The organism is Alteromonas sp. ABM1_013, assembly GCF_056160505.1.
In genome coordinates, this window is record NZ_JBSWXH010000003.1 from 555,077 (window position 1) to 581,713 (window position 26,637).

Consider the following 26,637-nt stretch of genomic DNA (forward strand, 5'->3'; position numbering starts at 1 on the left):
ACATTGTACTGGAATGACAAAAAAGAAACACTCCGCCAGCAGTAAACGCTGGTTACAAGAACACGTCAACGACCATTATGTGCAAAAAGCAAATAAGGAAGGTTGGCGCTCGCGAGCTATTTATAAACTGGAAGAAATCCAGAAAAAAGATAAGCTTATAAAGCCAGGAATGACACTTGTAGACCTTGGTGCCGCACCAGGGGGCTGGTCTCAGCTAGCTGCACAGCTTGTTGGCGACAATGGTCAAGTTATCGCGTGCGATATTTTGCCCATGGATCCGATAGTTGGCGTAGACTTTTTACAAGGTGATTTCCGAGAGGACGCGGTTCTCGACGCACTATTGAACAGAATCGGTGGGAACACCGTAGATATTGTGTTGTCTGATATGGCACCGAACCTTGCAGGTAACGCTTCGGTTGACCAATCTCGCTCTATGTACCTTTGCGAACTAGCGCTAGATATGTGTCACCAAGTTTTAAAGCCTGGAGGTTCTTTTGTCATCAAGGTGTTCCAAGGTGAAGGTTTTGTTGAGTTCATGAACGCACTTAAACAATCTTTCACAACCATAAAGACACGTAAGCCTGACTCGTCCAGATCACGTTCTCGTGAGGTGTATTTGGTGGCTTGTGGGTATAAAGTGTAGTACGCTTTGGGTTAAGCGGTTTTCGTTGCGAGTTGTGCCGTTTATTCAATAAACAACTTGTTGAATATACAAGCAATTCGGGTTTATAGAGGTTAGTAGCATTGAGCGATATGGCAAAAAATTTAATCTTATGGTTAGTCATCGCCGTTGTTTTAATGTCGGTTTTTCAGAGCTTTTCACCGAGTGAATCGTCTCGTTCGCAAACTGACTACACAACGTTTTTGAGAGAAGCAGAACAGGGAAATATTCGTGAAGTTCGCATCAACAATAGTGGCGAAATTCGCGGTACAAAGCGTTCAGGCGAAACTTTCCAAACATTCGTACCTTACTTCGACGACAAGTTAGTATCTGACTTAGTTAAAAACGACGTAAGAGTTTACGGTGAACCACCGGAAGAGCAGTCTCTTCTAACGTCAATTTTCATTTCATGGTTCCCCATGCTATTGCTTATTGGTGTATGGATTTTCTTCATGCGTCAAATGCAAGGTGGCGGCGGCCGTGGCGCTATGTCTTTCGGAAAGAGCAAAGCTCGCTTACTTGGTGAAGACCAAATCAAGACGACATTTGCCGACGTAGCAGGCTGTGATGAAGCTAAAGAAGACGTATCTGAGTTGGTAGATTTCCTTCGCGACCCGTCTAAGTTCCAGAAGCTTGGCGGTAAAATTCCGAAGGGCGTACTTATGGTAGGTCCTCCTGGTACGGGTAAAACGTTGCTTGCGAAAGCTATCGCGGGTGAAGCAAAAGTACCTTTCTTTACTATCTCGGGTTCTGATTTCGTTGAAATGTTCGTAGGTGTTGGTGCATCGCGTGTTCGTGATATGTTCGAACAAGCTAAGAAAGCAGCGCCTTGCATTATCTTCATTGACGAAATTGATGCGGTAGGCCGTCAACGTGGTGCTGGTTTAGGTGGTGGTCACGACGAGCGTGAACAAACACTTAACCAAATGCTTGTTGAAATGGACGGCTTTGAAGGTCACGAAGGCATCATCGTTATTGCAGCAACTAACCGCCCAGACGTTCTTGACCCTGCGCTACTTCGCCCTGGTCGCTTCGACCGTCAGGTTGTAGTAGGTCTGCCAGATATTCGCGGTCGTGAACAAATTCTTAAGGTTCATATTCGCAAAGTACCTGTTGCTGACAACGTAGAACCTTCTGTAATTGCTCGTGGTACACCAGGTTTCTCAGGTGCTGATTTGGCGAACCTAGTAAATGAAGCCGCATTGTTTGCTGCCCGTGGTAACAAACGTCTGGTTTCAATGGAAGAGTTTGAGAAAGCGAAAGACAAAATCATGATGGGCTCTGAACGTAAGTCTATGGTGATGTCTGAGCCTGAAAAAGAAATGACAGCGTATCACGAAGCAGGTCACGCCATTGTTGGTCGCTTAGTGCCAGAGCACGATCCGGTTTACAAAGTATCGATCATTCCACGCGGTCGCGCGTTGGGTGTGACCATGTACTTGCCTGAGCAAGACCGTGTAAGTCATTCTAAACAACACTTAGAAAGCATGATTTCTAGCTTGTTTGGTGGGCGTATTGCTGAAGCCATCATTTATGGCGATGACAAAGTAACAACGGGTGCATCTAACGATATCGAACGCGCAACTGAAATTGCACGTAAGATGGTGACTCAGTGGGGCTTGTCGAGCAAAATGGGTCCAATGCTTTATGCTGAAGACGAAGGTGAAGTGTTCCTAGGGAAGTCTATGTCTAAGGCAACGAATATGTCTGATGACACAGCACGTGCTATTGATGCCGAAATCAAGTCATTGATTGACAGCAACTACGAACGCGCTCAAAAAATCCTTGAAGACAACATTGATATCTTACACTCAATGAAAGACGCACTGATGAAGTACGAAACCATTGATGCTAAGCAAATCGATGATCTGATGAACCGCACTGACGTTCGTCCTCCTGCAGACTGGGATGACAGCAAGCCGTCTGGTGGCGATAAGCCAAGCGGTGGTGCACCAGTTCGCGAAGGTGAAATTAAAAACGATGGTGTTGATAAACCGTCTGTAGGCAAGCCGGGCGATATTCCAAGCTAAGCCTCTACACTCATTAAAAAACGCCAGTTCAGCTGGCGTTTTTTGTTAGAGCAGTTTGATTTTAATCTAATGCTTATCGCTATCTCTGTGGGTTAAAATCAGTTTGCTTTATAGCTTCATCTTTAAAGAACAATAATGCGAGTAATTCATGCAGTTTGGAAAGCACTTCGTCGATCTATCACAGTCTCATGTGATGGGCATATTAAATGTAACCCCTGACTCTTTCTCTGACGGTGGCAAGCACGCCAATGTGACGCAAGCCGTTGAACATGCACATCGCATGCTTGATGATGGCGCTACCTTCATTGACATTGGTGGAGAATCTACGCGACCTGGCGCCCCTGATGTATCTTTGCAAGAAGAACTAGACCGCACAATACCTGTTATTGAGGCAGTCGCTAAAAATAGCGATGTTGTGATATCTATTGATACCAGTAAAGCAGGAGTAATGCGTGAAGCAGTCAACGCGGGTGCAGGGTTAATTAATGATGTACGTGCTTTACAAGAACCCGGTGCGTTGGAAGCCGCAGCTGATGCTGACGTCCCCGTGTGCTTAATGCATATGAAGGGGCAACCTCGAACTATGCAAAACAACCCTGAATATAGTGATGTTATTGACGAAGTGAGCCAGTTTTTAATAGCTCGCGCAAAAGTATGTGAGCAAGCTGGCATTGCGAAAGCGTCGATAATGTTCGACCCAGGCTACGGATTTGGTAAAACGCTAGAGCATAACTATGCCCTGGTTAAACATCTGCCTGATATTATGTCGTTGGGCTTTCCTGTCTTAGTTGGAATGTCACGCAAATCAATGATAGGCAATTTGCTTAACAGAAAAGTAGATGAGCGCTTGGCTGGAAGCGTAAGCCTCGCTACAATTGTCGCCCAAATGGGCGCACAGATTATTCGCGTTCACGACGTTAAAGAAACAGCGGACGCTGTCAATATCGTGAAAATGCTGAATACGATTAAATAAGGAATAATAATGACTCAGCGCAAATATTTCGGCACCGATGGAATACGTGGAAAAGTGGGTGAGAGCAATATCAACCCAGAGTTTGTTACCAAATTAGGGTGGGCCGCAGGTAAAGTTCTAGCTGGCCGCGGCACAAATAAAGTACTTATCGGTAAAGACACACGTATATCTGGCTACATGCTAGAGTCCTCTCTAGAAGCTGGTCTATCGGCTGCAGGCATTAATATCGGCTTGCTAGGTCCTATGCCCACACCGGCTATTGCGTATCTAACGAAAACATTCCGTTCTGAAGCGGGTATCGTAATCAGTGCTTCCCATAACCCTTTTTACGATAACGGCATCAAATTCTTCTCTGCTCAAGGCTTTAAGCTAGATGACGACATCGAGCTAGCTATTGAAGACATGTTAGAGCGCCCAATGACATGCGTAGCTTCTGACAAGTTAGGTAAAGCTACACGAATTAATGACGCAGCAGGTCGTTACATTGAATTTTGTAAGGGTACATTCCCGTCTGAGCTATCGTTAACAGGTCTAAAAATAGTGGTAGATTGCGCGCACGGCGCAACGTATCACATAGCACCAAATGTGCTTCGCGAATTAGGCGCAACAGTCATTGAGCTGGGAACAGCGCCTGATGGCCTAAACATCAACGACGGCGTTGGCGCAACTTCTATGAACGCCATTGTAGAAAAGGTTAAAGAAACCGGCGCTGACCTTGGCTTTGCACTAGATGGCGATGGCGATCGCATTATGATGGTAGACCACCTAGGAAACGTTTTAGACGGTGACCAGATTGTTTACATCATCGCGCGCGACGCACTTAAAAATGGCAAAATGCAAGGTGGCGTCGTTGGCACCTTGATGAGTAATCTAGGTCTTGAAAATGCGCTTTCAAAGCTGGGCGTTCCATTTGTAAGAAGTAACGTAGGCGACAGATACGTGATGGAATTGCTGCAGCAAAAAGGCTGGGCTATTGGCGGTGAAAATTCAGGTCATGTTCTCAATCTAAATATGAGCTCTACGGGTGATGGTATTGTTGCCGGGCTTCAGGTACTTGCTGCTATGTTGCGTTCTCATATGGACCTACACGACTTAGCGAGCGGTTTTGACATGTACCCGCAAACACTGGTTAACGTGCGTTACTCAAACCAAGAAGTAGATTATCTTTCACACCAAGATGTACAAAACGCTAAGAAAGAAGCGGAGTCTGCATTAGGTAAGACGGGTAGGGTATTACTGCGGAAAAGTGGTACTGAACCACTAGTCCGTGTAATGGTAGAGTCGAACGACGATGCTCAATCTCATAAATGGGCTGAGCATATTGCAGAAACTGTTCGTAATCTCGCCAATTAGTTGGCGTAGCAGGAAATTTTGCTTTTTGTGCTTGTATCTTTTCAATTAAATAGTTAATATCACGCCCGCTTTAAAGACAGGGCTAAGGTCTGCGTTGTGAGTGAAAATGTAAGAAAGCCATTCGTGGCTGGCAATTGGAAAATGAATGGAAATTTGGCATTAGTTGCTGAATTTAATCAGAAACTTGCTGATGTAAAAGCTGAATCGGAAATCGTGATTTGTGCTCCTTCTCTACTTTTACACGCTTTTGAAACTCGTTCATTTGCTATCGGTGCTCAAAACGTAAGTCATTTAGAAAATGGCGCACATACTGGTGAGTTATCAGTCCAAATGCTTAAAGAAGCAGGTTGTGAGTACGCAATCGTTGGGCACTCTGAAAGACGCGAAGACCAAGGTGAGTCAAGCGAACTTGTAGCGCTAAAAGCTAAGCAATGTGTCGCATCTGGCATAGTTCCTATCATTTGTGTGGGTGAACCCCTTGAAGTGAGAGAGGCTGACAACGTAGAGTCATTTGTCGGTGAACAGCTAGACGCTCTTGTTAACGCAATGTCTGTGGATGAACTAAGCAAAACAGTTATAGCTTACGAGCCAATTTGGGCAATAGGTACAGGTAAAACTGCAAGCCCAGAACAAGCACAAGACGTTCACGAATTTATTCGTGGCTACTTTAATAAAGTAGACACAGAACTGGCACAGGGCCTACGTATTTTATACGGCGGAAGTGTTAAGCCAGATAATGCCAGCACCTTATTTGCGCAGAAAGACGTAGATGGCGGGTTGATTGGCGGGGCCAGTTTAAAGGCTGAAGATTTTATTTCAATTTGCCAAGCGGCAAACTGACGAGGTATTTATGATTTACGAAGTGCTATTAGTAGCATACCTAATTGTTGCACTTTTACTTATTGGATTTGTTCTAATTCAACAGGGTAAAGGCGCAGATATGGGCGCTTCATTTGGCTCAGGTGGTTCAAACACAGTATTTGGCTCGTCTGGTTCTGGTAACTTTATGACGCGTACCACCGGCATTTTGGCAGGTTTATTTTTCTTCATTAGCCTTACTTTAGGTGCATTGACCGCTAACCGCGAAAGTGCTGAAGATGAATGGAACAACTTAGAAGTTCCAGCGGCTGTTGAAGAACCAGTACAGCTTCCGGCTGACCAGGATGTACCAGTTATTGAAGATGCAGCGCAAAGCGACGTGCCAGCGGTTGAAGCTGATGCTTCTGATGTTCCAGCAGCTGATGGCTCTGAAGGCTCAAACTAAGTATATAAAAAGTTTCGCGGAAGTGGTGGAATTGGTAGACACGCCATCTTGAGGGGGTGGTGAGCATAGCTCGTGCGGGTTCAAGTCCCGCTTTCCGCACCAAATAGTATTAAAAGCCAGCGCTATGCTGGCTTTTTGCTTTTCTCCGCTTTTTTGCTGTAGTAGCGCAGCTTTAGCAAATATCTGGTTGAGAACAAGACATTTGTAACAAAGCGTTAAAATCTAAAATTTACAGGATGTTATACCTGTCCCTATAATAGTTAATCAGCTATTCTTAACATCAATATCTATTTCGACTGCTTTAAATTCACAACAATCTTCACGGGGCACTATAGTGCAAAAGACACTAAGCCAGACTTTATTCCAAACCTTGTTAATTGGGATTGTTATAGCATCACTTCTGATTATTGGCGCTGTTTGGCGTTCTGCAAACACTCTCGTTGTTCAGAATATCGATCACGATATTCAATTGGCTGAAAAAGTTTTCGATAAAGTTGTTGCCGACAGGCAAGCCGTTATTAAAAGTGTATCTAAAGTCTTGGCTCGTTCCTTTGATTTTAGGCGCGCCGTTGGAACCGAGAATATTCCCTCTATTGAAGCTGCATTTACGAGTTATGCAGATCGCCTAAATACCAAAATTATCGCATTAGTGAGCCTAGACCACAAAGTTGTTGCAACCCATACAGACTTATTCGAAGTTGGTCAGGATGTAGAGAGCAGTTTATCGCTTGTGGCAAAAGATCGAGACAGCGGCTTTTTTGTTGTATCTAATGATTTAATTCAGCTTAACCTTATTCGGGTAGAGATCCCTACACTCAGATATTACATGCTAATTGGTGTTGAATTTGACGATGATTTACTGGAACAGCTAAAACAACTTGTTGATGCAGAGATTATTATTTCTAAAGCAGATTCAAACGAGATCATTAAAGCAACATTAGATAAGGGGGAAGCACATCGAATAATTACATCAGAACAAGACCCGTCTTGGGTGGATGTGACCTTTAAAGACGAATTAACTTACTTGGCGCGTCAGGTAAGCATAGGCTCTGAGCAAAATTTACCTGTCGCTATTACATTAGCCGTCGATACAACGTCTTATTTCAACGCCTTTACGAGAGTTCAATTAACCATTTTAGCATCCTGTCTGCTAGCAATTTTAGTTGCGCTAGGGCTTTCCCTGTTTCTTGCAAGAAATGTGAGCGAGTCTGTCTCTAAACTAGTTAAAGCCGTAAATAAAGTAGCATCGGGTAGTTATGGTTCAACTCTTGAATCACCGTCGAAACTAAAAGAAATTACAGAACTTGCAGTTGCCGTAGACAGCATGCAAGAGAGTATTAAGAGTCGTGAAAAGCACATTCGTTACCAGGCGGAACACGATGTATTAACCGGTCTTTTCAATCGTAATTATGTTGAAGACTATTTTGAGTCCCAAATAAAAGAGGGGCAAGCGGTTCAAGTTGTAGCTATAACGGTTATTGGGTTTAGAACCATAAATGATTTATATGGTTACTCAAATGGTGATAACACGTTAAAGGCACTTTCTGAACGTTTGCAGCGCTGGCCGGGCACCTCAGCACGGCTTGCTGGCGGCGAGATACTGTATATTTCACACGAATCCTTAAACGACGATCAGTTGGAAACACTTAAACACATCTTGGAACAGCCTGTTGAGAGCAACTTAATTGCCATACCCGTTAAAGTTGCTATGGCGATAATCGAGTGTCCTCAAGATGCCTCTTCTTCTGAAGAACTATTTAGAAAGATGAACATAGTGACCGATGAGGCGATTCATAGTGATAGCTGGTGTGTGCGGTATCGGACCGATTTAGAGGATAAGTATAATCGCAGGCTTGCCATAACAACGGAATTGAAGCGGTCGCTTGTAAGCCAGCAGGACGAACTGTCTATGGTTTACCAGCCCAAGGTTGACTTGCAAACGATGAAAGTTTGCAGCATGGAGGCATTGATCCGCTGGAACAATAGCGCGCTTGGTTTTGTACCGCCAGATGAATTTATTACTATTGCTGAACAAGCAGGGTTGATAGAGCAAGTAACAACCTGGGTGATGCAGCAAACCATTACTGACTTATCTTACTTTAGGTCGAAAGGTTATCGGTTCACCGTTGCTATGAACCTGTCAACCCAAGACATTCAAAATAAAGTGTTACTCAGCAAGCTAGTAGCCCTGTTAACGAAAGAAGGGCTATCGCCAGAATCTTTAGAGCTTGAAATAACCGAAAGTGATTTAGTTGCTGATGCATCACTTGCCATTGAAAACCTTAACGAATTAACCGCCAGAGGCTTTCACTTCGCAATTGATGACTTTGGTACTGGCTATTCGTCATTGGCCTATTTAAAGAACTTACCTGTTAAAACGATTAAAATAGACAAGAGCTTTATTCTTTCTCTGGCTAGCGATGAGAACGATCAACAAATTGTTCATACTGTGCTTAGTTTGGCGAATGCCTTTAATTTGAAAGTGGTCGCCGAGGGTGTAGAAGATTTAGCTTCCCTTGAAATTTTGAAGGAGTGGGGCTGCGATATTGCTCAAGGTTATTACATTAGCCGTCCGCTAAATCGTTCAGACCTTGAAGATTGGCTTCAAAATACGCCTTTCGGTGAATAGCTTTATTATAAGGAAAAGTTTATTTTCTTAGTATGCGCAATGCTTTATTGCTGGGTATGTACTTATATGAAGGTGATTTGTCTTCATTCCTGCCATTTGGCACTGTTCATGCGACTTGGCGTTGTTAAGGCGACTTGGCATTGTTAATGCAAAAACTAATATCGAGACGTATAGAAACGCTCTATAGGCCTAAATTTTTCACCAACGTGTGAGTATTTTGCCTACTGAGTTGTGAAATTACTTCAAAAACAAGGAATTTATTATGGACATCATTCGTATACTTTTATCAATTTTACTTCCACCACTAGGCGTGTTTTTGCAAGTTGGTCTGGGTGCTCACTTTTGGATTAACATTTTGCTGACTATTCTTGGCTATTTTCCAGGCGTTATCCACGCAATTTATATCATTGCCAAAAAGTAGTTGATGTCACTTGCTATACTGCGCAAGTAACAATGCAATAAGTGTTGTAAAGCAGTAATGAAAACAGACAAAAGCCAGCTTTTTTAAGCTGGCTTTTTCATGTAACACTAATAACAAAGCGAAGCGCTTAAAAGCGCTTCAGTGTTTCTATTTAAGCCGTAATTTTTTCTTCGTCTAGCTCTTGTTTCATTTCTTTTTGATATTCTTCAGCAAGCTTGGTTTTCTGACGATCATTTAAAACATTGCCAGCAACTTGGAAAAACTCTTGCTCTTCATCGGCAAGGTGATGCTCTACCTTTTCTTGTAGATTCTTTAAATGACGTAACCAAGCAGGTGAACTCATGTCCGTTTCGTCTAACTTCGATAGCAGTTCATCAATTTCATGGTGTTCTGCGATACCGTGGCGCGTTAAATCCACCGTAGAATCTTTCTCTAACAGGTGAGTATAAAAATGGCGCTCCTCTGCAATCGCATGACTTTCAAGCTGTGTTTTTAACTCTTCAAAGTATTCGCGACGTGCTGCAGTGTTACCGCTGGTTTCAGCCAAGATCTTCAACAGTAAACGTTGTTTCTCGTGGTCCTGACGCAGTGCTTCAAAAATTTTCATGGTAAGTTCCTTTTGCATATTTAAAAGTGAATGACACTTCTAGTAATGCGATTTTTATTCCATGAATCTTATGTGTATTAGTTTATGATTTTGCTTGCTTTTCTTAGTTCATCGTCGACTAAAAGGTAGGGGTAGCAAAGATGTAGAGCAATATTTACAAAGGGGTTGCCGATAAATTCACGGCGGCTTTACCGTAAACCTATCGACAAGCTGCGATAAAAAGGAGAGGGGTTATACGCCTTGTGCCACCATGGCGTCAGCAAGTCGCCTGAACGCTGCAATGTTAGCGCCCTTCATATAATTTACGTACTTGTTATCACCACTGTCTACCTTTCCTTCGTCTAGACAGCGTTGATGAATACTCTCCATAATAGAATATAGTTGGTCATCTAGCGTATTAGCGTCACGTTGATTGAACATTGCGTTTTGGCTCATTTCTAAGCCAGATAAAGCAACGCCACCCGCGTTTGATGCTTTACCCGGAACGTAAACAATTTTAGCGTCTAAAAAGCGTGATTGCGCTTCGTTCGTACACGGCATGTTCGCACCCTCTAAAACCATTTGGCAGCCATTATCCAGTAATGCTTTTGCGTCGTCTTCGAGTAGCTCATTCTGCGTTGCGCAGGGTAGAGCAATATCACATTTTAAATGCCATGGTTTTTTATCAGGTACCCACTTACCCATGCTTTCGTCAGCCATATCCGCAAGAATATTATTACGGTTAGCGTGCTTATCTATCGCCCATTTAAGAGCAGTATCAGTTAACCCATCTTCATTATGTAAAAGCCCTCGACTATTAGAAAGGGAGATAACCTTCCCACCTTTTTCTACCGCTTTAAGTGCGCCATGCAGTGCTACATTACCCGCACCAGATACTGCTATGGTCTGGCCTTCTATTTTTGCATCTCGGTGCTTGCAAGCAGCTTCTAAAAAGTAGATTAAGCCAAAGCCTGTCGCTTCTGTTCGAACGTAACTACCGCCAAATTCTAAGCCTTTACCTGTTAATACACCTTCAAACTTATTGTTTAACCTGCGGTACTCGCCATAAAGGTAGCCTATTTCACGTGCTCCAACGTTGATGTCGCCAGCTGGTACGTCGGTATTGGCGCCTATGTGTCGCTGTAGCTCACGCATAAATGCTTGGCAAAACAGCATAATGTCTCGGTCGGTTCGGCCTTTAGGGTTAAAGTCTGAACCACCTTTACCGCCACCCATAGGAAGGCCGGTCAGCGCATTTTTAAAGCATTGCTCAAAGGCTAAAAACTTTAGCACCGATAAGTTTACGGTCGGGTGAAAACGCAGGCCGCCTTTAAAAGGGCCCATTGCTGAATTATGCTGCACGCGCCATCCTTGGTTAACTTCAATGTTGCCTTCACTGTTCATCCAAGAGACTGTGAAATAAATTACCCGTTCTGGCATGCAGATACGTCTGATTATATCGAATGCTTTGTATTGTTCATTTGCATTGTAAACAGGAACTATATCTTCAAGTACTTCATGTACAGCTTGAAGGTACTCCGTTTCGTTAGAAAATTTGTCATTGAGAAAGCTAAAAATTTCTTCGAAATTACTTTTCTGAGCCATGTATCAATTAATCCTTATCTTCAAAGTTGGCGAGTACGGTGAGACTTCTAGGAACGGTTTTTATAACAAGTTTATCGCCTTCATAGATTTCACCATCTACTGCATAGGCAGTAGGCTTATCGAATGTCAATGTTATAGATGATGCGCGTTCATGGCGTATGGAGTCTGATTGCTTTTTTGATTCGGCAGGGCTTAAAACGAGCTCGGCTAACGATGCAAACTGTCTGTCAGAGCTTGGTTGTGGCAATAGCCAGGTAAGATCTAATTTTCCGTCGGTAATATCTGGCTGCTCTGCACCTTGCGCCAATGCCGTCGTCATAGGTGCAGCGTTGGCGATAACAAAGCTGGGTGTTTCTAATGTTTCAGCCGCTTTATCATCTTTTGCTACTTCAAATGTCATGTTTTCGTTATTAGAAATGGCATTCCACAGTCCTTTTAAATAGGCGAACTGCCCGCCCACGTTCTTCTCTTCTCTATCAGCGGCCGAAATCATTTGCTCTTCAAACCCGACGGCTGCTACCAACAACATGACTTTATCGTTACAGGTTGCGGTATCAATCTTTAACGTGTCACCCCTTATTATGATGTCGCACGCTGTGCTTATAGGCATAACCTTACTAACATATCCGTGCAGTACTTGGCTAAGCGCATTGGCCGTTCCAAAGGGGATAATACCCATTGTGATGTCAGTATTAATTAACGCTGACGCCACCTCTGTCAACGTACCGTCTCCACCACAGGCAATGACAATCTCCGCTTTTTCATCTTTGGCCTGTTCTGCTAACGCTTTGCCGTCTATTTCAGGTGTGGTTTCTTTTATCGTTACCTTAAACTTTTCATTCAGTCTAGAAAGGACTTCGTCTCGGTACTGCTTCCATTTACCGCCGCCCGCCACTGGGTTTACAATCAATGTAAGATCTTTTCGTAACGACAACAGCCCGCCATCTCGTACTTTTTGTAACGACGCTAACTGTCGCTTGTTGAGCCTTGCCGTTTGGCGTATTTGATTAATCTGTTTTAAGGCTTCATCTACACTTAAGTTTGGATTTTTTGCCAGAAGGTAAGCTGCTACCACTAGCACCGAACGGCCTCGGCCAAGTGCGCAGTGAACAACAACGTTTTTGTTGTCAGATATCTGTTGATTGAGCCAGTTGATCGCAAGAACAAGTTGCTCTGAGGTGGGACTAGTATGGTCCAAAACGGGTATGTTTAAATACTTATAATCTTCTTGATACGCGGTCCAATCTAACCCGTCAAACTCTGCGGTTACATCGAGGATGGCATCGACATTGTTTTCGTTAAGCAGGTCTACGTGCTTATTAGACATGCGGCATGCGAGAAAAAGGTGAGGTTCAATTTTTTGGAGTGGGGGAACCTTGTCGGTTCTCCGTGCATACTCGTTATAAAGCCACGAGCCCAGTAAGAAGGGTACGAAAACCCAACGGATATAGAAGGGAATAGATCCATCTTCGCGTTTGCGAAATAAACTTGGGTAATTAAGTAAATAGGCACTGCTTACCGCTATAAGCGAAAAGGCTGTCCATCCAAATGCAATTTTTAACAATATCATAGGCACAGTTAACGTTAGCACCAACGCTAGTAGTGCACCCAGTATGTAGTACTTAACCATTTTCACGAATAACACATCCTTTGTAATTGGAAAAAGCAAATAGCTTATGCATTCATACTTACACCCGTTTGTTTTCGTTTACTTTTGATAGCTTAGATTTGAACTATCACTAGACGGTAAGCGTATATTTTTTTATGGAAAGTAAGGGTATTCGTAATGAATAAAACTGTGGTACTCAAAGTTGCCAATTTCGCTTGGTTTCAAGCCATATGGTGGTTAGTGATTCTGTTTCAAAATAACGCTGTACTTCCCGTATTAGGGCTACTTTTGATTTGGATTGTATTCTCCCCCAAACGTGTCGAAGACCTAAAGCTTATGAGTGCAGTTTTTCTACTTGGCACTGTGGTCGACGCCTTACTCACTTTAAGCGGGTTATTTATTTTCAATCAGACAGAGGTGCTAGTGAGCTTTTGGCCAATTCCCATATGGCTTAGCCTTCTCTGGGCTGCGTTCGCGGGTACGGTTTATCACAGTCTAACTGCGTTTAACGGTCGAATGGGTATTGCAGCAATCGCGGGGGCTGTCTTTGCGCCTCTTAGTTATATTGCTGGCGCTAAGTTCGGTGCGGTCGAGTTAGGTACCAGCATGATGCTCTCTTATATTTTCATCGCTTTAGTGTGGAGTGTGATTTTCCCGCTGTGTTTTTATTTATCCAATCGTTTTGAGGCAAAACAAGCCCAAGCGTAAATGCAAGGAGTGTATTGGTATGACGAAAAACGTATTAGTAACTGGTGGCAATCGAGGTATAGGCCTGGAAATAGTGAAAGGAATGCTGTCTAAAGGCTACAAAGTATTGATGGGATGTCGAGATGAAGAGTCAGGTCTTGAAGCTAAAAAGGAAATAGTAGGTGGGGATATACATGTTATTGAATTGCCCCTTGATAACGAAACTGCCATTGTAGACGCGTTTGTGCGTGCTGAAGCCGTGTATGGCCCTATCGATATTCTGATAAATAACGCGGGGATATTAGACGATACCGATTGGAAAGAAGTGAATTCCGAAAGTTTAGCGAAATCTATGCAGGTGAACGTGAGTGCTCCTTTAACACTTATTCAGCAAACTTTACCGCAAATGATTGAACGAGGGTATGGTCGCATTATTAACATAAGCTCCAGTTACGGTAGCTTTGCGGAAGGCTTAAAAGGGCCTTTATGCTATGCAGTAACGAAAGCCGCCATTAATGCTCTTACCGTAAAGATGGCTGCCGAGGTCGATAAAGCTGCAGATGACAAAAAGATTGATGTTACGGTAAACAGCATGACGCCCGGCTGGGTGCACACTCGAATGGGTGGCAGCGACGCGCCTAAAACTCCAGAAGAAGGTGCGGATACCGCAATTTGGCTAGCTACTATGGAAGAAGGCGGCCCTCACGGACAGTTCTTAAAAGACAGAGAGCCTATTGAATGGTAATTTGATGGTAGCCTAATGCGTTTAGACACTCGGCTACCATTACGTCTAGGTTTCCCTAGGCTAGAGGCTTTTCTGGGCTAAACACTTCCTACGGTTCAAAGCTTTAGAAAAGGCTCTAGGCTTTGTTTACCGTAGTGCCTAGAGTGAGAATCGCTCTCTTAAAAAGCGAGCGATGCCATCTTCATCATGATGCCCTATTACAGAAGTAGCGGCATCTTTGATGTAAGGTTTTGCGTTTGACGGCGCATAAGCTTCATCAGCAAGCTTAAACATACTTAAGTCGTTATCACTATCTCCAAAAACAATAACGTTGGTTGCGTCTAATTGATTGCGTAATGATTCAACTGCACTGCCTTTATTAGCAAGGTTGTGGTGCACATCCATCCAACGGTATTCGTCGCCTTCAATCGCAGGGCCAGAATATGCGATTAATTCATCATGCATGTTTAATTGCTTGTACATATCGTAAACAAGGGCTGCATCGCCAATCATACTGATATTTGTGATATGAGCATTAGCAGGTAAAGTCTCGATGGTGGCAAGCCGCGCTTTTGTTCGCGAAAAGTATTTTTCGATTAAATCGAATTCCACTTGATGCTTTGGCGCTGAATGATAGATCACGTGTTCGTGGTCAGGGCTGTCCATATTAACCGTGTTAATGAAGGGCGTGATATTGTTTTTAACCGCGTGCTCAATTATAAGATTAACTTCGCTAGGAGCGAGTAGGTTTTCCAAAGTTAGGGCATTTCCGGTTGGGTCCCATATGGCTACGCCATTATTATAGATATGAGGCAGGACAAAAGACTGATCCTTCAGCACAAACTGCGCTGAATGCATGGTGCGCCCTGTAGCAACCGTAAAGGCAATGTCCTTTTCACTCAATAAGCCCAAGGTCTCTCTTGTGAAAGAAGAAATTTCTGAAGACTTATTTAACAAAGTCCCATCTAAATCAAAAAATATCAAATCCATACAATCGGTGCCTAGTCTTTCTTTCAAATTGCTACAAACCAAACGTTAAAGGGCAATATACCCGAAATTCGGTATATTGCCCTGTGGTATCTTTTAAGAAAGAGTTGTAAGTAGCAAGCTCAACCAACAATTAAATACTCTAACACATTCTGCCGTTTAGCATGCCTTCCTGTCATGTAATTAATTTCACTAGCGAATAGATTCAACCACGTTATCGCTATGCTGCTTCAACACCTGAGACACGTTTGACGATGATTGAGATTTTCTAAGATTAATAACTAGCGCTACTTTGCCATAGCGAACGGCATGCCTTACTGTCTGTATCACTTCATTTCTGTCCGGACGCAAGCCGATTAAGCCAGCTACGAATAGCCCAATGAAAAGGCCAGGGCTAATTAATGCAATGTAGGTAAACAACGGGTTTTGCTGCGTAAGCGCTGGCCCAAATTGAGTTAGCAGAAAAGCGGCAATTAAACCTGCTACAAGTCCAAGCGAACCAAGAAGAAGGTGAGAAGACCACATACTTTTTCCTATCGAGTCGCTGCTTCGCTCTAGTTTTTCACTCAACTTAGGGTCGCCGGCTTCTATAACCTCTATTTGAGACGGTTCAACCGATGTTTTGTTTTGCACTATCTCTAGTACCTCACGAACTTTCTGCTTTGAACTAAATACGGCAGCCACTTGTAGCTCATCGTTAGAGACAACATTAGCCCTTAAGTTCTCATGCTCGCTACTTTTAGCGCCTTCTGAATCAACCTTGTTCGAATTTTGAATACTCATATTTAAATCCTCGACTTCTTTCATGGACTCTCTAATTAAATCCACTTGATTCGGTTAACGAGTTACTCGCCGATAATGGGTTTCACATAAACCTCGCAAGCAACTGTTGCAGATGTCTCTTTCAACTGTCTGCAGCTATTCACTATTTGTAATTAACTATTCAATTTGTATTCCGCTGAAGTACGAGTAGCGCTAATACTTTAGTTTAATTTGTAAGGCGGCATTCTCTAAATAACTGAAAAGTAGAGGTATTCCATGTTTATTACATATGATTTAGTTAATAAAAGGGCGGGCTATCGATGACAAATATCGGGAACGATGGTGCCTCTACCAGCTTTGAAGGTGAAGATGAGAGTTGATACTGCGATTATTTTACACGGGATGTGAAAAATTGTTACAGCGTAGGTTGAAAGCCATTGTTGGTAGATAAAGCAGTGGGTAGATAAAGCTCTGGGTAGATAAAGCTCCAGGTAGATAAATAGACTCGCGAAAGGTTTATAGACGAGTGATCAATTCTTTTATTTCAGCTGTAAATTCTTTTTATAGTTAAGCGCTGTAGTTCGGGGGGAACTGACCTTTCCACCAAAACGCAACGGCATGTCAGTATTGAAGCAAAGCCGCCCTTAACGCGTGCTCTTACAGCTATTCAGTTGTTATTGTTTTGGGGTAAGTAGGGGAAAAGGAGTAACTAAAAATGAAAAGGACTAAAGGCTACTGCAATGTGTATTCAGATGATAGCCACCTGACAATTAAACGAATCCCTTGCGGGAACAAACGTTTTTACTATCGTTATAGCAGTGGCAAGAAAGTAACGGGCGAGCGTGTGATTAAACGTATCAAGAAGCTTGTTATTCCCCCAAATTGGCAAAATACCTTTATCAGTCGTGATAGTAAGGCAAGTATTCAGGCCGTTGGGTTTGATGAGAAAGGGCGCAAACAATACATTTACCATGACAAATGGCACGAACAGCAGCAAGTCGAAAAATTCGAGCGACTACTTGCTTTTGGCAACGCCCTTTCTGAATTTCGAGAACACTGCCTTTCTTTGATTTCGCAACCAACTTGGACGCAAGAACGCGCCTGTGCGCTGGTGTGCCTTCTGCTTGATTACACAGGTGCGAGGGTAGGCAATGCTCAATATAGTAAAGAAAATGAAACGTACGGGCTGACAACCTTGCGGCGTAAACACGTGCAATTACAGTGTGAGGATAGCGTTGAACTTGCCTACACAGGAAAGCATGGCAAGCCAAGAACCTTAAAGGTTAACGATCCGGAACTTGCCTCGCTGATTTGCGATTGCGCTCAGCAGCAAGGTTATTGTCTTTTCCGCTATCAAGATAAGAGTAAGCACTGGCACGATGTAACCAGTGAAGACGTTAATGCGTTCATTCACAAAGAGTTAAGCGAGCAGTTCAGTTGCAAAGATTTTAGAACCTGGGCTTCTAGTCGTTTCGCATTATCTAACCTTCCTTACGTCTATGACCAAGTTAGTAATTCCAGAACCAAAAAGTGGGAAAGCACATTAAGTAAGGTCGTCGCCGCAGAACTTGGAAATACGCCCACAGTATGCCGAAAATATTATATTCATCCGAAGCTATTTACCGTTAAAAACGATAAGAAAGCGTGTGAGATGCTTATAGAAAAGGTGCGTTCACTAAATAACGAAGATTGTACACAACTAACCCAATTGTTGCCTGTAGAAAAGCTTCTTTTGGATGTTATTTCAGCTGAGTGTATGTAACAAAGCATTTTTAATGAAAATGTTTTAGCTGATAGTAAAGTTGTGCTTTTTCTATGCTTTAAGCGCCAAGTTAGATTGTTTCATGAATAGTTGGTGTTTTATAAATCGCTGAATATTATAGTTAAAATATCTTTGGTTTTAATTAAAGTACCGTGAAACATGGTTGGTGTTAATTTGAACATCAATGCTGTTTAAACTAAGTTGTTTAAAAATTAAACTTGAAATTTTTTGTCAAATCCTTATATTGTTAGAGCTCTAATGATTATTGTTCGATTTAATTATTTGTATCGACATGTATTGTTGCAAAAGTTCAGAACGGTAAATCATTGACGAGTTTTCGAAGAGCAATAGAGGAAATAACTAACGTTATGCCAATGGAAAGTTACCTATCACTCGGCGTTTATTTTATAGCGATGTTGGGGATAGGATTGTTTGCTTACCGACAATCTACCAGTGATATTTCTGGTTATATATTGGGAGGGCGACAAGTAAGCCCTCAAGTTACCGCACTGTCTGCGGGTGCATCTGACATGTCAGGTTGGATGTTAATGGGTCTTCCTGGCGCCATGTATTTAACCGGTTTTGACGCGGTATATATAGCGATAGGCTTGGTTGCTGGTGCTTTAGCTAACTATTTACTAGTAGCGCCTAAACTTCGCGTTTATACCGAAGTGGCTAATGACTCACTTACGGTGCCTGAATTCTTTGCCAAGCGCTTCAATAAGCCAAATTCAAGCTTACGAATCGTTTCGGCGGTAATCATTGTACTGTTCTTTACGCTATATACGTCTGCAGGCTTAGTAGCAGGCGGTAAGCTGTTCGAAAGTGCATTTTCGGTCGATTATCAACTGGGCTTGTTTATCACTCTAGGTGTTGTGGTGTCTTACACACTCTTGGGTGGGTTCTTAGCAGTGAGCCTTACAGACTTTGTGCAAGGGTGCATTATGTTTGTGGCATTGGTTTTAGTGCCAATTGTCGCATTTACCGAGTTTGATAGCGTATCGCAAATGACAAGCGCCGCTTATCAATCTGTACCGAATTTTTCAGAATCGTTAGAAACGCTAACGATAGTCGGTTTGCTTTCAAGTTTAGGGTGGGGCTTAGGTTATTTTGGCCAGCCACACATTATCGTGCGGTTTATGGCAATTCGCTCTGTTAAAGCTATAGGCACAGCAAGAAATATTGGCATGTCATGGATGACAGTGACAATTATTGGTGCATTGGCTACGGGCTTTGTAGGCATTGCTTATGCTAACCAGTTTGGCCTTGCAGTCGACGACCCAGAGACGATATTTATTATTTTCTCGCAGTTGCTTTTCCATCCATTAATTAGTGGATTTTTAATGGCAGCAATTTTGGCGGCCATCATGAGTACAATTTCGTCGCAGTTATTAGTTAGCGCAAGTTCGTTAACAGAAGACATTTACCGCGTAATGGTAAATAAAAAGTCGCCTGAAAAATCGTTAAGTGAAAAGCAAACGGTAACAATTGGGCGATATGGTGTAGCAGGTGTGGCTGTAGTTGCATTACTGTTAGCCATGGATGCGTCAAACACAATTTTATCTTTAGTAAGTAACGCTTGGGCCGGTTTTGGCGCCGCATTTGGTCCATTAGTACTGTTTTGTCTGTATAAGAAGGACCTAACAGCGAAAGCGGCAATGGCGGGCATGATAAGTGGTGCGGTAACCGTACTGTTTTGGATTTATGCGCCCGTTTTAGCTGACGGTAAAACGTTAAGCAGCGTTATTTATGAAATTATTCCAGGGTTTGCGGTGAGTACGTTAACGCTATATATGGTAAGTCGCCTTAGCGAAAACCCATCGTCGAACGTACAAGAAACGTTTGTGCAAGCCAGTGAAGAATTAGCGAATCAACAATCTTAAGGTTAAAAAGTTTATTATGAGTCATCCTAATTGGAAACGCGTAGTCATCAAAGTAGGTAGTGCACTAATATCGCCCAACCAGCAAGGTTGTAGCAGTCATTATCTTTTGAGCATTGCGCAATTTATCGTGCGATGCAGAGCTAACGGTACACAGGTTGTACTCGTGTCTTCCGGTTCTGTCGCAGCGGGTGCGCACCTGTTTCCAGAGCAAGAAAAGTCAGATATCGCGGTTAAGAAAGCCATGGCAGCGGCGGGTCAAACCGAGATGATTGCCACGTGGGACAGACTGTTCGATTTTCCGTCTGCCCAGATGCTACTTACCCATGCTGATTTGAGAGACAGAGAGCGTTACGTAAGTATCCGTGAAACCATATTCAGTTTGTTAGACAACAACATTCTGCCTATCGTTAACGAAAACGATACTGTAACTACCGACAAATTGAAGGTTGGTGACAACGATAATTTATCGGCCATGGTGGCGTCGGCGGCTGAAGCTGATGCACTGATTATCTGTTCAGACATTGATGGGTTGTATGACAAGAACCCACATGAACATGACGACGCAAAACTGCTTAAATCGGTTGATACCATCGATCAGAGCGTTTATGACATGGCTGGTGGTGCGGTTAAAGGCGGTGTTGGCACCGGTGGTATGCGCACCAAAATTGAAGCGGCCGAGAAAGCTGTTTCGCATGGTATAGATACATATATTATTAACGGCTTTACTGAACTGTCGTTTAATATGCTGCTAGCAGGTGAAAACCCAGGCACGCATTTCAAACCTCACGCCAAGCCAATGCAAGAGAATGTGCATTGGATGCGCCATACGTCAAATGCGCAAGGTGAGGTGATAGTAGAAGGCGACTTCGACGACTCTTTACATACTGACGCAGAGCAACTAACAAGTAGCGAAATTATAGACGTGAAAGGTGAGTTCTCGGTAGGCGACACCATATTGGTACGTAAAGAAGACGGCACTAAATTGGTGAAAGCCAAGTCGAACTACAGTAGCTGTTTATTGAATTTTATTGCGAATCAGGAAAGTGAAGAATTCGCCCACGAGTTTGAGGAAAAAACAGGGCCAATTATTTCTGATCAGCACATAGCAAATCTGGAGAAAGAATGAGTATTATTACAGAGTTAGCACAACAGGCGAAAAAAGCTGCACGTACACTGGCAATTCTAAGTGAGAGCCAGAAAAACGCGGTGTTAACTGATATGGCCGCGGCAATTCGTGCAAATAAAAGCAAAATTATTGAAGTAAACGAAAAGGAAGTTGCGCGCGCTAGAGAAAATAATCTAGACGCAGCCATGATTGACCGCCTAATCCTTAACGATGAGCGCATTGAATCAATGGCTGAAGGCATTGAGGTTATTGTTGAGCTAGACGATCCGGTAGGCAAAGAGCGTGTTATTGGTACGCGTCCTAACGGAATTGAAATTAAGAAAATGCGTATACCGCTAGGCGTCGTGTGCATGATCTATGAAGCACGACCTAATGTTACTGCCGACGCGGGCGCGCTGTGCTTTAAATCGGGCAACGCCGTAATTTTACGTGGCGGTAAAGAAGCCCTTGATACAAGTTTAGCCATTGCTGAACTTATGCAAGACGTGCTTGAAAAGCATAACTTGCCTAAAGCACTAGTTACCGTTGTACCAAACCCAGACCGCGCATTAATGCAAGAGCTGATGGAACAGCGCGACTACATCGACGTTATTATTCCACGTGGTGGTGAAGGCCTTATCAACTACGTAACTGATAACGCTAGAGTACCGGTTATCCAGCACTTCAAAGGTGTGTGCCACCTTTATGTAGATAAAGATGCTGATTTAGATAAAGCCATGGCTATACTTCTAAACGGTAAAACTCAACGTACTGGTGTGTGTAATGCGCTTGAAGGTTTGGTTGTACACCAAGCCATTGCGGGTGATTTCTTACCTAAAGTGGCCGATGCCTTTAAAGAGAAAGGCGTAACTGTTCACGTAAACGAAAAAGGTAGCCAGTATTTCGATGGCGCTGACGTAATTGCAGAAGACGCATACGGCGAAGAATACCTAGGTTTAGAAATCGCAATTCGCGTAGTTGATGACTTCGAGGGTGCGGTAGACCATATTGCTCAATTCGGTAGTAACCACACAGAAGTTATCGTTACTGAAGATGCTGAGAAAGGTAAGCTATTCCAACGCGCAGTAGATGCAAGTGTGGTAATGGTTAACGCTTCTTCGCGCTTCTCTGACGGCAGCCAGCTTGGCTTAGGTGCCGAAATTGGTATCGCTACAACTAAGCTACATGCTTACGGTCCAATGGGCCTCGAGTCGTTGACTTCAGAGAAATACCTGGTGAATGGTGAAGGCCAAATTCGCGACTAAATAATACTTGTTGCAACTGGTCGGCATTGTGCCGCAGGTTTACATGCTTCATAATGAAGAGCGCTGACATTCGTCGGCGCTTTTTTATTTTTATTCAAAGATTTACCCTCGCCAGTACAGACGGAGCATACATGGAGATTGTGATAGACCCCACGCAGTTATGGAATCAGCTTATTGCGTTTGCCAATGAGTATAAACTGCTGACATCACTACTACTTTTAATTGTATTGCACTTCTCTAAAAAAGGTGTGTTGTTGCTGATAAGACGCATCAGTTCTCAGCGCGGGGAAGATAGAAGAAACCAGATTAATATTTTAGAGCAGTTAGGGAACGCTTTTATCATCATTGTATTGATGATGGTGTGGAGCTCTGAAATACAAACGCTTGCTATATCCATTGCCGCATTTATGGTTGCCATAGTGCTGGCCACCCGTGAATTTATTCAATGCTTTATGGGTTTTATTTACTACCTAGGCGCAAGGCCATTCAGGGTAGGGGACTGGATCCAAATGAATAATATCATTGGTGAAGTGGTAGAAATGGACTGGGCAAAAACTGCGCTTCTAGAAGTTGACCCAGAAAGCTTTAACTACACGGGTAAGCACGTTTACGTACCTAACAGTCAGCTAGTTACCCAAACCGTGCGTAACCTAAACTTTATGCGCCGCTACCGTTTGCACTCGTTTGAAATTGTTAACGAGCCTACGGTAAATGCGTATAGCTTGTTACCCGCTTTTCATGCTCGCGCTCAAGCCCATTGCGAATATTTTCGCGATGTAGCAGAACGTTATAAGGGCTTGATTGAACGTCATTTAGAACAAGAGTTTATCCGTATAGATCCAGAAGTTGAGATCAAAACTAATGAACTGGCGAAAGTAGTGGTAAAGGTAAGTCTTTTCTGCCCAACAGCGGAAGCCCATGAGCTAGAACACAAAATGTGCTCTGACTGGTTAAGCTTGTGGTTTAGAGCGCAAAAAGAAGAGCAGACGATGTTAATGCAACAGCAAAGCGAGATTGGTAACAGCAATCTTCAAGCGCAAGCTACTACAGAACAGCAAGCGACAACGAGTACAGGGTTGTAACACTCAACAAAGGAGCGACCTGTTTTCGAATTTACCGGTCGCTCAATGCTTATTTGTTACCATTCATTCTTTATAATTTATTCTTTACTATTCATTCGTTACATGTCCATTCCCGCTGGTGGGAAAAATGCCCTTCTAAAAATGCCATCTGGTCTGCCAGTATGCGTCTGTTCATTAAATAAAAGCGCTCGTAAACATTGGGCCTAAACGGCACAGCAAGTAAAGGCATATTCGCTTCTTCAGGTGTTTTAGCGGCTTTAGCATGATTGCATCGCTGACAAGCGGTGGCTACATTCGTCCAACTATCTTTTCCGCCGCGAGAGCGGGGGATAATATGGTCTCGGGTAAGTTGTTTAGGCGTAAACTTATTGCCGCAATACATGCACAAATAGCTGTCGCGCCTAAATAAATAGCGGTTGGTAAGGGCAACTTTGCCAGATAAATCTGTTACCTTGCCGTCGCAAGCGATAATACTTGATAGGGTAAGTTCGCTTTGCAGCCCTTCGTGATTCCAGCCGCCTTTAAGGGTTATGGCATCGCTGCCTAGCTCGAATAGCACCTTGTCCTGACTGTAAAGCTTTGCGGCTTGTTCAACATCTATCCACTCTTGTGGCATGCCTGCTTTATTAAGTCGAAGTACCAACATGGTTATCTCCTTAGCACACTAATATTAGACGTTCTTGTTATGAATAATCTTTATCGCCCGTATGTTTATTGCCAGTATATGGTTAACAGCATTAGTTACGGGGTGTTTCTTTGTTCGCTTTTTGTTCTAGCATACGCTGTTTTGTGTCAGTATGATGAAAATATAGTCAATAATTGAAATTTCACAGATATTTCATATAGTCATGGTGCTATAGGTGATAACGATTTTTCGCAAATTCACTAAATAAATTCCACGCGGGGCTGTATTTGGCAATGGCATTACAGCTACTTCAAAGCTATACTATGCGCCGCGTTTAAAAGCGATAAAATAAAGATTGAAATTAAAGGACAAATAGTGACTCCTATTACTAAATCATTTCAGTATGGACAGCATACTGTAACTCTAGAGACGGGTGTAATTGCTCGTCAGGCGACAGCTGCGGTTCTTGCGAGCATGGACGACACGTCTGTACTGGTAACAGTAGTTGGTAAAAAAGAAGCCAAGCCAGATCAAGACTTCTTCCCTCTAACAGTAAACTACCAAGAAAAAGCATATGCTGCGGGTAAAATCCCTGGTGGTTTCTTCAAGCGTGAAGGTCGCCCATCTGAAGGCGAAACATTGACAGCGCGTCTTATCGACCGCCCAATTCGCCCATTATTCCCAGAAGGCTTCAAAAACGAAGTACAGGTTGTTGTTACTGTAATGTCTGCTAACCCAGATATCCCTACAGACATCATCTCTATGATTGGTACTTCAGCAGCCCTTGCTATCTCAGGTATTCCTTTCAACGGCCCAATTGGTGCGGCTCGTGTTGGTTATAGCAACGGCGAATACATTCTAAATACACGCGCAGAAGAGCAAGCTGAAAGCCAGCTTGACCTTGTTGTTGCGGGTACTGAAGGTGCAGTACTTATGGTTGAATCAGAAGCTGACGTGCTTTCTGAAGATACTATGCTAGGTGCGGTAATGTTCGGTCACGAGCAACTTCAAACTGTGGTTAACGCAGTTAATGAATTTGCTGCTGAAGTTGGCACTGAGAAGTGGGACTGGGCACCAGAAGCAGAAAACACTGCACTTAAAGATAAAGTTAAAGCACTAGCTGAAGCAGAAATGACTGCGGCTTACCAGATTTCTGACAAGTTAGAGCGTAAAGACGCAGTAACTGCAGCAACTGACAAAGCACTAGAAGCTATCCTTGCTGAAGACGAAGAGCAAGACAAGAAAGAAGTACTAGACCTTCTTCACGATCTTGAGTCTGACGTAGTACGTTCACGCATCCTTTCTGGCGCGCCACGTATCGACGGTCGTGAGCCTGCAATGATTCGTGCTCTAGACGTAGCAACAGGCATTCTTCCTCGTACTCACGGTTCTGCACTATTCACCCGTGGTGAAACGCAGGCAATTGTTGCTGCTACTTTAGGTACAGAGCGTGACGCACAGATGATTGACGAGCTTCAAGGTAAGCGCGACAGCCGTTTCATGCTTCACTACAACTTCCCTCCATACTGTGTTGGTGAAACCGGTATGATTGGTTCGCCTAAGCGTCGTGAAATTGGACACGGTCGTCTAGCGAAGCGTGGTATTCAAGCAGTAATGCCAAGTGAAGAAGAATTCCCGTACGTAGTACGTGTGGTTTCTGAAATCACAGAATCAAACGGTTCATCTTCAATGGCGTCAGTATGTGGTACATCACTAGCGCTTATGGATGCAGGGGTTCCAATTAAAGCGTCTGTTGCGGGTATCGCAATGGGCCTAGTTAAGAGTGACGACAACTTTGTTGTACTTTCAGACATCCTTGGTGACGAAGATCACCTTGGTGACATGGACTTTAAAGTAGCGGGTACTACCGACGGTATTACTGCACTTCAAATGGACATTAAGATTGAAGGTATTACTAAAGAAATCATGCAAATTGCGCTTAAACAAGCAAAAGAAGCACGTTTGCACATTCTTAACGTAATGGACGAAGCAATTGGCGGTCACCGTGAAGAGCTAAGTGAATTTGCTCCACGCATTTACACAATGAAGATTGACCAAGACAAGATTCGTGACGTTATCGGTAAAGGCGGCGCAATGATCCGTCAAATTACTGAAGAGTCTGACACTAACATCGAGATTGAAGACGACGGTACTATCAAAATCTTCGCGACAGAGCGTGCGAAAGCAGACATCGCTATTGGCAAGATTGAGCAAGTAACGGCTGAAATTGAAGTTGGTAAGACTTACAACGGTAAGATTACACGTATTGTTGACTTCGGTGCGTTCGTAGAAGTACTTCCAGGTAAAGAAGGCCTAGTTCACATTTCACAAATCGCTCACGAGCGTGTGAACAAGGTTACTGACTACCTTAAAGAAGGTGAAATGGTTGACGTTAAGGTTATGGAAATCGACCGCCAGAACCGTGTACGTTTAAGCATTAAAGAGCTTCTAGAAAAGCCTGCGCCTAAGTCTGACGACGCAGAGTAATGGCAATTAGGTTTTAAACCTAGTTAGTTATGTTTAAGTAAAAAGGGAGCTTGGCTCCCTTTTTTCGTTTTGGGTTTTAAAAGAGATAGCGGGTTGGATTATTCCCGTTAATCCATACATTTAAACCACACTTTTAA

General features: G+C 43.3%; 22 protein-coding genes and 1 tRNA gene. 17 read left to right on the forward strand and 6 right to left on the reverse strand.

Annotated elements, in window-relative coordinates; all coding sequences use genetic code 11:
* Positions 1-13: 13 nt before the first annotated feature.
* The 9 genes from rlmE (at position 14) to ACXAGK_RS10810 (ending at position 9,331) form a co-directional block, all read left to right on the forward strand.
* Positions 14-643: a 23S rRNA (uridine(2552)-2'-O)-methyltransferase RlmE gene (gene rlmE / locus ACXAGK_RS10770; RefSeq protein ID WP_014949364.1), complete on the forward strand. Its 630-nt coding sequence runs from the start codon at positions 14-16 to the stop codon at positions 641-643.
* Between the two features lie 101 nt (positions 644-744).
* On the forward strand, positions 745-2,691 hold the full coding sequence (ftsH, locus tag ACXAGK_RS10775) for an ATP-dependent zinc metalloprotease FtsH (RefSeq protein WP_179983328.1): 1,947 nt from the start codon (positions 745-747) through the stop codon (positions 2,689-2,691).
* Positions 2,692-2,839: 148 nt separating this feature from the next.
* Positions 2,840-3,664 (forward strand): dihydropteroate synthase, encoded by an 825-nt coding sequence (folP, locus tag ACXAGK_RS10780; RefSeq protein WP_474856238.1) that lies wholly within the window; start codon positions 2,840-2,842, stop codon positions 3,662-3,664.
* Between the two features lie 9 nt (positions 3,665-3,673).
* Positions 3,674-5,017, forward strand: a complete 1,344-nt coding sequence (gene glmM / locus ACXAGK_RS10785) for a phosphoglucosamine mutase (RefSeq protein ID WP_474856239.1) — start codon at positions 3,674-3,676, stop codon at positions 5,015-5,017.
* 96 nt (positions 5,018-5,113) lie between these two features.
* Positions 5,114-5,857, forward strand: coding sequence for a triose-phosphate isomerase (gene tpiA / locus ACXAGK_RS10790; RefSeq protein ID WP_474856240.1), 744 nt, complete (start codon positions 5,114-5,116; stop codon positions 5,855-5,857).
* 10 nt (positions 5,858-5,867) lie between these two features.
* A complete protein-coding gene (gene secG / locus ACXAGK_RS10795) occupies positions 5,868-6,281 on the forward strand; it encodes a preprotein translocase subunit SecG (RefSeq protein ID WP_474856241.1) in 414 nt (137 codons plus the stop codon).
* Positions 6,282-6,297: 16 nt separating this feature from the next.
* Positions 6,298-6,383, forward strand: a tRNA-Leu gene (locus ACXAGK_RS10800).
* Between the two features lie 232 nt (positions 6,384-6,615).
* Entirely contained in the window at positions 6,616-8,910 is a 2,295-nt protein-coding gene (locus ACXAGK_RS10805; protein WP_474856242.1) for an EAL domain-containing protein, read from the forward strand.
* 262 nt (positions 8,911-9,172) lie between these two features.
* Positions 9,173-9,331 carry a YqaE/Pmp3 family membrane protein gene (locus ACXAGK_RS10810; protein ID WP_015067141.1) on the forward strand — a complete coding sequence of 53 codons (159 nt, stop codon included), beginning with the start codon at positions 9,173-9,175 and terminating at the stop codon, positions 9,329-9,331.
* Between the two features lie 151 nt (positions 9,332-9,482).
* Here the strand turns inward: ACXAGK_RS10810 and ACXAGK_RS10815 are convergent, their stop codons facing one another.
* The 3 genes from ACXAGK_RS10815 to ACXAGK_RS10825 form a co-directional block, all read right to left on the reverse strand.
* Positions 9,483-9,938 (reverse strand): hemerythrin domain-containing protein, encoded by a 456-nt coding sequence (locus ACXAGK_RS10815; protein ID WP_474806995.1) that lies wholly within the window; start codon positions 9,936-9,938, stop codon positions 9,483-9,485.
* A 231-nt stretch (positions 9,939-10,169) separates the two neighbouring features.
* On the reverse strand, positions 10,170-11,522 hold the full coding sequence (gene gdhA, locus ACXAGK_RS10820) for an NADP-specific glutamate dehydrogenase (RefSeq protein ID WP_474856243.1): 1,353 nt from the start codon (positions 11,520-11,522) through the stop codon (positions 10,170-10,172).
* A 7-nt stretch (positions 11,523-11,529) separates the two neighbouring features.
* The gene (locus ACXAGK_RS10825; protein ID WP_474856244.1) at positions 11,530-13,158 is read right to left on the reverse strand and encodes a diacylglycerol kinase family protein; all 1,629 of its coding nucleotides are present in this window, start codon (positions 13,156-13,158) and stop codon (positions 11,530-11,532) included.
* A gap of 150 nt (positions 13,159-13,308) precedes the next feature.
* On the opposite strand from ACXAGK_RS10825, the gene ACXAGK_RS10830 reads away from it, so the two are divergent.
* Positions 13,309-13,839, forward strand: coding sequence for a DUF2878 domain-containing protein (locus ACXAGK_RS10830; protein WP_474856245.1), 531 nt, complete (start codon positions 13,309-13,311; stop codon positions 13,837-13,839).
* Positions 13,840-13,858: 19 nt separating this feature from the next.
* Positions 13,859-14,563: an SDR family NAD(P)-dependent oxidoreductase gene (locus ACXAGK_RS10835; RefSeq protein ID WP_474856246.1), complete on the forward strand. Its 705-nt coding sequence runs from the start codon at positions 13,859-13,861 to the stop codon at positions 14,561-14,563.
* Positions 14,564-14,701: 138 nt separating this feature from the next.
* Here ACXAGK_RS10835 and ACXAGK_RS10840 read toward each other — a convergent pair whose 3' ends face one another.
* Both ACXAGK_RS10840 and ACXAGK_RS10845 read right to left on the reverse strand, forming a co-directional pair.
* A complete protein-coding gene (locus tag ACXAGK_RS10840; RefSeq protein ID WP_474856247.1) occupies positions 14,702-15,532 on the reverse strand; it encodes an HAD family hydrolase in 831 nt (276 codons plus the stop codon).
* Positions 15,533-15,721: 189 nt separating this feature from the next.
* Positions 15,722-16,312, reverse strand: coding sequence for a hypothetical protein (locus ACXAGK_RS10845; protein WP_474856248.1), 591 nt, complete (start codon positions 16,310-16,312; stop codon positions 15,722-15,724).
* Positions 16,313-17,006: 694 nt separating this feature from the next.
* Here ACXAGK_RS10845 and ACXAGK_RS10850 point away from each other — a divergent pair.
* The 5 genes from ACXAGK_RS10850 to ACXAGK_RS10870 all read left to right on the forward strand — a co-directional run bounded on the left by ACXAGK_RS10850 (position 17,007) and on the right by ACXAGK_RS10870 (position 23,388).
* A complete protein-coding gene (locus tag ACXAGK_RS10850) occupies positions 17,007-18,053 on the forward strand; it encodes a DNA topoisomerase IB (protein ID WP_474856249.1) in 1,047 nt (348 codons plus the stop codon).
* A gap of 368 nt (positions 18,054-18,421) precedes the next feature.
* Complete coding sequence (gene putP / locus ACXAGK_RS10855; RefSeq protein WP_474809265.1) at positions 18,422-19,936, forward strand: sodium/proline symporter PutP; 1,515 nt, start codon at positions 18,422-18,424, stop codon at positions 19,934-19,936.
* Positions 19,937-19,952: 16 nt separating this feature from the next.
* On the forward strand, positions 19,953-21,062 hold the full coding sequence (gene proB, locus ACXAGK_RS10860; protein ID WP_474806981.1) for a glutamate 5-kinase: 1,110 nt from the start codon (positions 19,953-19,955) through the stop codon (positions 21,060-21,062).
* Positions 21,059-22,306, forward strand: a complete 1,248-nt coding sequence (locus ACXAGK_RS10865) for a glutamate-5-semialdehyde dehydrogenase (RefSeq protein ID WP_474856250.1) — start codon at positions 21,059-21,061, stop codon at positions 22,304-22,306. The genes proB and ACXAGK_RS10865 overlap by 4 nt, the downstream gene beginning before the upstream one ends.
* 131 nt (positions 22,307-22,437) lie before the next feature.
* Positions 22,438-23,388, forward strand: a complete 951-nt coding sequence (locus ACXAGK_RS10870) for a mechanosensitive ion channel family protein (protein ID WP_474856251.1) — start codon at positions 22,438-22,440, stop codon at positions 23,386-23,388.
* A 91-nt stretch (positions 23,389-23,479) separates the two neighbouring features.
* On the opposite strand, the gene ACXAGK_RS10875 is transcribed toward ACXAGK_RS10870, so the two are convergent.
* Positions 23,480-24,034: an HNH endonuclease gene (locus tag ACXAGK_RS10875; RefSeq protein ID WP_334058436.1), complete on the reverse strand. Its 555-nt coding sequence runs from the start codon at positions 24,032-24,034 to the stop codon at positions 23,480-23,482.
* A 354-nt stretch (positions 24,035-24,388) separates the two neighbouring features.
* Here ACXAGK_RS10875 and pnp point away from each other — a divergent pair, with 354 nt between their 5' ends.
* Positions 24,389-26,500 carry a polyribonucleotide nucleotidyltransferase gene (gene pnp, locus ACXAGK_RS10880; protein WP_474856252.1) on the forward strand — a complete coding sequence of 704 codons (2,112 nt, stop codon included), beginning with the start codon at positions 24,389-24,391 and terminating at the stop codon, positions 26,498-26,500.
* The last annotated feature ends 137 nt before the right edge of the window (positions 26,501-26,637 follow it).